General features: G+C 70.1%; 5 protein-coding genes. 4 read left to right on the top strand and 1 reads right to left on the bottom strand.

Features of this window, described 5'->3' with window-relative positions; translation table 11 throughout:
- The coding region (gene ybeY, locus Q0C38_RS19475) for an rRNA maturation RNase YbeY (RefSeq protein ID WP_291298791.1) at positions 1-381 on the top strand (381 nt) is incomplete at its 5' end.
- A complete protein-coding gene (locus Q0C38_RS19470) occupies positions 378-1,271 on the top strand; it encodes a hemolysin family protein (protein WP_291298790.1) in 894 nt (297 codons plus the stop codon). The genes ybeY and Q0C38_RS19470, both read left to right, overlap by 4 nt.
- A gap of 3 nt (positions 1,272-1,274) precedes the next feature.
- Here Q0C38_RS19470 and Q0C38_RS19465 read toward each other — a convergent pair whose 3' ends face one another.
- Entirely contained in the window at positions 1,275-3,833 is a 2,559-nt protein-coding gene (locus Q0C38_RS19465; protein ID WP_291298789.1) for an EAL domain-containing protein, read from the bottom strand.
- 86 nt (positions 3,834-3,919) lie between these two features.
- Between Q0C38_RS19465 and lnt the strand changes: the two genes are divergently transcribed.
- Positions 3,920-5,503: an apolipoprotein N-acyltransferase gene (gene lnt, locus Q0C38_RS19460; RefSeq protein WP_291298788.1), complete on the top strand. Its 1,584-nt coding sequence runs from the start codon at positions 3,920-3,922 to the stop codon at positions 5,501-5,503.
- A 191-nt stretch (positions 5,504-5,694) separates the two neighbouring features.
- Positions 5,695-6,159: a helix-turn-helix domain-containing protein gene (locus tag Q0C38_RS19455; RefSeq protein ID WP_291298787.1), complete on the top strand. Its 465-nt coding sequence runs from the start codon at positions 5,695-5,697 to the stop codon at positions 6,157-6,159.
- The last annotated feature ends 18 nt before the right edge of the window (positions 6,160-6,177 follow it).

Here is a 6,177-nt window from a genome sequence, read left to right as displayed (position 1 = left end):
GCGGCGGCGGCCGCGCGCGCCGCGCGCCTGCGCGGGCCCGTCACGCTTCTGCTTGCCGATGATGCGACACTCAGCGGCCTGAACGCGCGCCATCGCGGCAAGGACTACGCCACCAACGTGCTCTCCTACCCCTCGCCCGATGGCGGCGGCGATGTCGCGATCGCGCTCGGCGTCGTCAGGCGCGAGGCGCGCACGCTCGGCCTCACGGTCGCCGAGCACCTGGTGCATCTCGTGGTGCACGGCACGCTGCATCTCGCGGGCCGCGACCATGACACCGACCACGCTGCACGGCGGATGGAGCGCGAGGAAGCCGCCGTGCTTCGGCGCCTCGGCGTGGCCAATCCCTATCGTGCCAATCCCTGCCATGGAGTGCGACGATGAACGGGGAGAATCCCGTTGCGAAGGCGTTCGGTCGGGTGCGCCGCCTGCTCGGCCGCCGCGATCCGGAGGGGTTGCGCGAGAGCCTCGAGAAGCTGCTCGACGAGCGCAACGCCGAGGCCGTGCGCGACGGTGAGGAGCCGCCGCCGGCGCTCGACCCGCAGGAGCGCACGCTGATCGCCAACGTGCTGCGCCTGCGCGGCACCACGGCCGATGACGTGATGGTGCCGCGCACCGACATCATCGCCGCGCCCGCAAGCCTCGACCTCACCGAGCTCACGCGCCTGTTCCAACGCGAGGGGCATTCGCGCGTGCCGATCTACCGCGAGACGCTCGACGACATCATCGGCATGATCCACATCCGCGACCTGTTCGCCGCGCGGGCCGGCACCGCCGCGTTCGCGATCGAGGACCTGCTGCGCAAGCCGCTTTTCGTGCCGCCCTCGAAACCGATTCTCGAGCTGCTGCGCGAGATGCGCGCAAGCCGCATGCACATGGCGCTGGTGGTCGACGAATATGGCGGCATCGACGGGCTGGTCACGATCGAGGACATCGTCGAGGAGATCGTGGGCGACATCGCCGACGAGCATGACGAGCCCGATGCGCCGCTGGTGCTCGCCCGCCCCGATGGCAGCCTCGACATCGACGCGCGCATGCCGGTTGAGGAGTTCGAGCGCCATGTCGGCGAGCTGCTGACGGAGGCCGAGCACGAAGCCGAGATCGAGACGGTGGGTGGGCTGGTGCTCTCGCTCGCCGGCCGCGTGCCTGGCCGGGGCGAGACGATCGCGCATTCATCCGGCCTGTCATTCCGCGTGCTGGATGCCGACAGCCGCCGCATCCGCAAGCTCCGCGTCACCCCACCCGCACCGGCGCCGTCAGTCGACGCGGCGTAGCGGTCAAGCAGCGCTGCCTCGCGCCGTCGCGTTCTGAAGCGGCGCCTCGCGTGCCGGCTTTGCCGGCGCTGCCGGCACGGACCGTGCCGCGAGCCAGGCGATCGCATCGTCGACGGCGAGCGGCATTGAGATCGCGTAGCCCTGGGCGATCTCGCAGCCATGGGCCGCGAAATACGCCATCTGCGCCTCCGTCTCGATCCCTTCGGCCACGGTTTCCATCCCGAGGCCCTGGGCGAGGCTGATCACCGTCCGTGCAATCAGTGCATCGCCCGACTCCGTGCCGGCCGCGGTGACGAAGCTCCGGTCGATCTTGAGGCGCTGCACCGGGAAGCGCTGGAGATGGCTCAGCGACGCATAGCCGGTGCCGAAATCATCGAGCGCGATGGTCGTGCCGAGGGCGCGAAGCTCGCCCAGCACCTGGCCGATCCTGCCGGCCGAGCGGTCGAGCAGGACGGTCTCCGTCACCTCGATCTCGACCCGGTCGGGTCCGACACCGGCGTCGCGGCAGAACGCCAGCAGCGTCGAGACGAAATCCGGCGCGAGAAGCTGCGCGCAGGAGATGTTGACGGCAACGCGGCCGGGCTCGAGGCCGGCGTCGAGCATCGTGCGCATCGCCGCGAGGGAGGCGCGGAGCACGGCGGCCCCGAGGGGAATGATCAGGCCACGTTCTTCCGCCACGGAAACGAACTCCGTGGGCGAGACCGCCTCGCCGTCATTCCGCCAACGCGCCAGCGCCTCGAACCCGACATGCCCACCGCGCCGCATGCACCGCTGCGGCTGGAGCGCGATTGTGATGGCGTTCCCCGCAATTGCCTGCCGCAGCGCGTCGGCAAGCGCCGCGCGGCGCTGCAGCGTCTCGAGCAGGCGCGCGTCGAAGCACGTCCAGCGCGCCCTGCCCTCCCGTTTCGCCTCGTAGAGCGCTGCGTCGGCGCAGCGATAGAGCGCCTCTGCCGTGTCGGCATCATCGGGAAAGAACGCGGCACCGAGCGACAGCGACGGCACCACGTCACGGCCGGCGAGCCGCATCGGGCACGACACGGCGGCAAAGAGCCTGTCGATGAAGCGCTGCGCCGCCTCGACCGATATGAGGCCGGGAAGGATCAACGCGAACTCGTCGCCGCCGAGCCGGGCCGCCGTATCGGTGGGCCGCAGGATCGCGCTGATCCGCCGCGCGACTTCCCGCAGCAGGTGGTCGCCCGCCTGGTGGCCGAGCGAATCATTGATCGCCTTGAAGTGATCGAGATCGAAGGTCAGGAGGCAGAGGCCCTCCCGGTCGTCGTTGCGGCGACCCTGCATGTGCCGCGTCAGGGAGGCGAACAGCACGGAGCGGTTCGCGAGCCCGGTCAGCTCGTCCTCCTCCGCCCGCCGTCGCGAACTTTGCTCGACCTCCTTCAGGAGTGTGATGTCGGTGCGCACGCCGACCAGCGTGCCGGAGGGAGAGCGCCGCTCCCGTCCCTGGATCCATCGGCCGTCGGCGGTCTGGAAGGCCCGGCTCTTCCCGGTTGCCTGGATGTCCGCCATCCGCGCGTCGAGCCAGGCCTGCTTCTCGGGGGCGGGGGCGTCGGGCTGGATCTCGCGGGCATGCATGCCACCGGCGATGCCGGCCTCGAGGACCTCGCGCATCGTGGTGCCGGCGACGAGACGGTCGCCCAGGCCAGGGTAGATCTCCATGTAGGCGCGGTTGGTCAGCAGCAGGCGGTCGTTCGCGTCATAGGCGATCACGCCGCTCGGCAGGCTGTCGAGGATATCGCGCAGCAGCGTCTCGGTCTCGCCGCGACGGCGGAACTCGGCCGCCGCCTCCGCCTCGGCGCCGCGTCGCGCCGTGACGTCGCTCTCGATCGCGATGAAGCCGCTGACCTCGTCGCCGGCAAGCCGCACCGGGGTGATCGTCATCGCGATCCAGTAGGGGGTGCCGTCGCGGCGATAGTTCAGCAACTCGGCCTCGACCGGCTCGGCGGCACGGAGAGCCGCGCCGATGCGCGCGACGGTTGCCGGGTCGGTTCCGGGACCCTGCAGAACGGCACCCGGCTTGCGCCCGAGCAGGGCCGCGACAGGATACCCCGTCAGCCGCGTGAGGGCCGGATTGACCCATTGGGTGAGGCCGCAGCGGTCGGTCAGGATGGCGGCATTGGTCATCTGGCTGACGACAAGCGTCAGCCTCTCATGCTCGATCGCCCTGATCCGCCGCTCGGTGATGTCCTCGAGCGTGCCGACAAGGCGGCATGGCCTGCCGGCCTCGGCCACGATCCGCCCGCGCGCGTGCACCCACCGCGTGCGGTTCCGCGCCGTGACGAAGGGGAGCTCGAGGTCAAGGGCCGATGCGCTGCAGAAGGCCGCCTCGATGTCGCGTTCGAGAGCCGCTCGCGCCTCTGCGGGATAGAAGGCGAAGGCCTTGTCGCGCGTCGGCACATAGTCAGGGCCGACGTCGTGGATCTGGCGCGTCACATCGCTCCACCACAGCGCGCCGCTCGCCAGGTCGAGCGACCAGGCGCCGATGCCTGCAAGGTCGAGAAGCGCCACGCTCGACAGGTCAGGTGCGGTCGGATCGCCGTGCGGGTTCATGTGGCCGACTGTGACGTGCGACCATTATGCGGACGTAAACGCTCACCCCTTGCAGCACGCCGGCGCGGCCGTCAGGGTGCGCCGCTGTGATCGCCGCCCTCCGCCCTTCCGTCATCGCTGCCCAACTCCGCTCGCGGACCGGGTGGCGCGCCGGCGTCACCGCCTTCGGGCTCGGCGCTCTCGCCGCACTCGCCTTCGCGCCCATCCACGCGCTGCCGGTTCTGCTGCTCGCCCTCCCGGGCCTCCTGCTGCTCGTCGAGCGGCGCCGGTCCTGGCGCGCCGCGGCAATCGGCTGGGGCTGGGGCCTCGGGCACCACGTCGTCGGCCTCTACTGGATCAGCCACGCGCTGCTGACGGAGGCCGAGCGTTTCGCCTGGCTCGTGCCGATCGCGGTGCCGGCGATCGCTGCCCTCCTCGCGGTGTTCATCGCCATCCCGGCCGGGCTTGCCGTGCGGTTCCCGGCGGGCTGGCCCCGCGTCCTGGGCTTCGCAGGGCTCTGGACACTGGGCGAGCTCGCGCGCGGCATCGTGCTCACGGGGTTTCCGTGGAACCTGCTCGGCTCCGCCTGGGCGTTCGGCTCGCTGCCGGTCCAGGGGGCGGCGTGGATCGGCACGCACGGGCTCTCGCTTGCCACCGTCATCCTCGCGCTACTGCCCCTCGTCTGGTCGGCGCGCACGGCAGCGATCGGCGCGGCGACGCTCGCTGGGTTCCTCGCCGTCGGCCTCGCCCGCCTTTGGCCAGAGGAGGCGCCGCCGGAGCCGGTCGCACTCCGTATCGTGCAGGGCAACATCGCGCAGGGGCACAAATGGCGTGACGATCTGCGCGCCGCGCATTTCCGGCACTATCTCGGGCTCACCAACGCCGTGCCGCCGCCAAGCCCGGAGGCGGGGGAAGGCCAGGTGGTGGTGATCTGGCCGGAAACGGCCTCGCCCTACCTGCTGGCGTCCGACGAGGTGGCGCGCGAGTTCGCCGCTCGCGCCTTGCCGCAGGGTGCCATCATGCTCGCCGGCACGCCGCGGCTCGAGCGCCAGCCCGAGGGCACGATGCCGCCGGTGCGGATCTGGAACAGCATGATCGGGCTCGACGGCGCGGGCAGCGTCATCGCCGTCTATGACAAGCACCACCTGGTGCCGTTCGGCGAGTATGTGCCGCTGCGCGGCGTGCTGCCGATCGAGACGATCGTTCCCGGCAATCTCGACTTCTCGCGCGGCCCCGGGCCACGGACGGTGACGCTTGCCGGCGCGCTGGCCGCCCGCGTGCCCGCCTTCTCGGCGCTGATCTGCTACGAGGTGATCTTCCCCGGCAACGTGACCGCCCCTGGAGAGCGCCCAAGCTGGATGCTCAACCTCACCAACGATGCGTGGTTCGGCGTCTCGTCCGGCCCCTACCAGCACCTCGCCGCCGCCAGGCTGCGCGCGGTGGAGGAGGGACTGCCGCTTGTGCGCGCGGCAAACACCGGAATCTCGGCCGTGTTCGACGCGCGCGGCCGCACGGTTGGCGCGATCGGGCTGGGCCAGACGGGTGTGCTCGCCGCGCCGCTGCCCGCTGCGCGCGCGCCGACGCCGTTCTCCTGGGGTGGGTTGTGGATCCCCCTTGGGTTGGCCATGCTGTCGCTGCTGGGCGGGATCGTTCTGCGCATACGGTTGCGCGATCAGAGAGGCGCCGTCTAAAAAGTTGCAGAACGTTCTCTTCACCAATTACGTCTATCGTCGCTTGGATCAGTCTTGACGCGCAGTGGTTGTATCGTTTACTCATTCTTCAGGGGTGCTAGGGGCAAGACCCGCAGCGTCGCCCAGAAGGGGGTGCCGTTCGCATGCATGACGGAAATGCTGGGTCGCTTGGCAGCAAGGGGGTTGCTTCCATGGCGGATGAGACTGTTGAGAAGCCTGATCGCGAGAGCCGGCCGAGCCCGATCGACGTTCATGTCGGGAGCCGCATCAGGCTGCGTCGCACGCTGCTTGGCATGAGCCAGGAGCGCCTTGGGGAGGCGCTTGGGCTCACCTTCCAGCAGGTGCAGAAATATGAGCGTGGCGTGAACCGCGTCGGCGCCTCACGGCTGTTCGACCTGGCACGCGTGCTCGATGTGCCGATCAGCTTCTTCTTCGACGACATGCCAGAGCCGCTGGCCCGCGAGTATGGCGGCAACGCGGTGCGCCGCGCCGTCGGCTTCTCGGAACCGCAGGAAGGCTTCGACGATGACACGCTGCATCGTCGCGAGACGCTCGAACTCGTGCGCGCCTACTACCGCATCACGGATCCTTCCGTACGTAAGCGCGTATTCGACCTGATCAAGTCGCTCGCACCGGTCGACACGCCAAGCGCCTGACTGCCGAGGCTCCGGGCG

It is taken from the genome of Elioraea sp. (assembly GCF_022842375.1).
Taxonomy (GTDB): domain Bacteria; phylum Pseudomonadota; class Alphaproteobacteria; order Acetobacterales; family Acetobacteraceae; genus Elioraea_A.
Note: the sequence above shows the minus strand (reverse complement) of the source record. Positions and strands in the feature narration are given on the sequence as shown.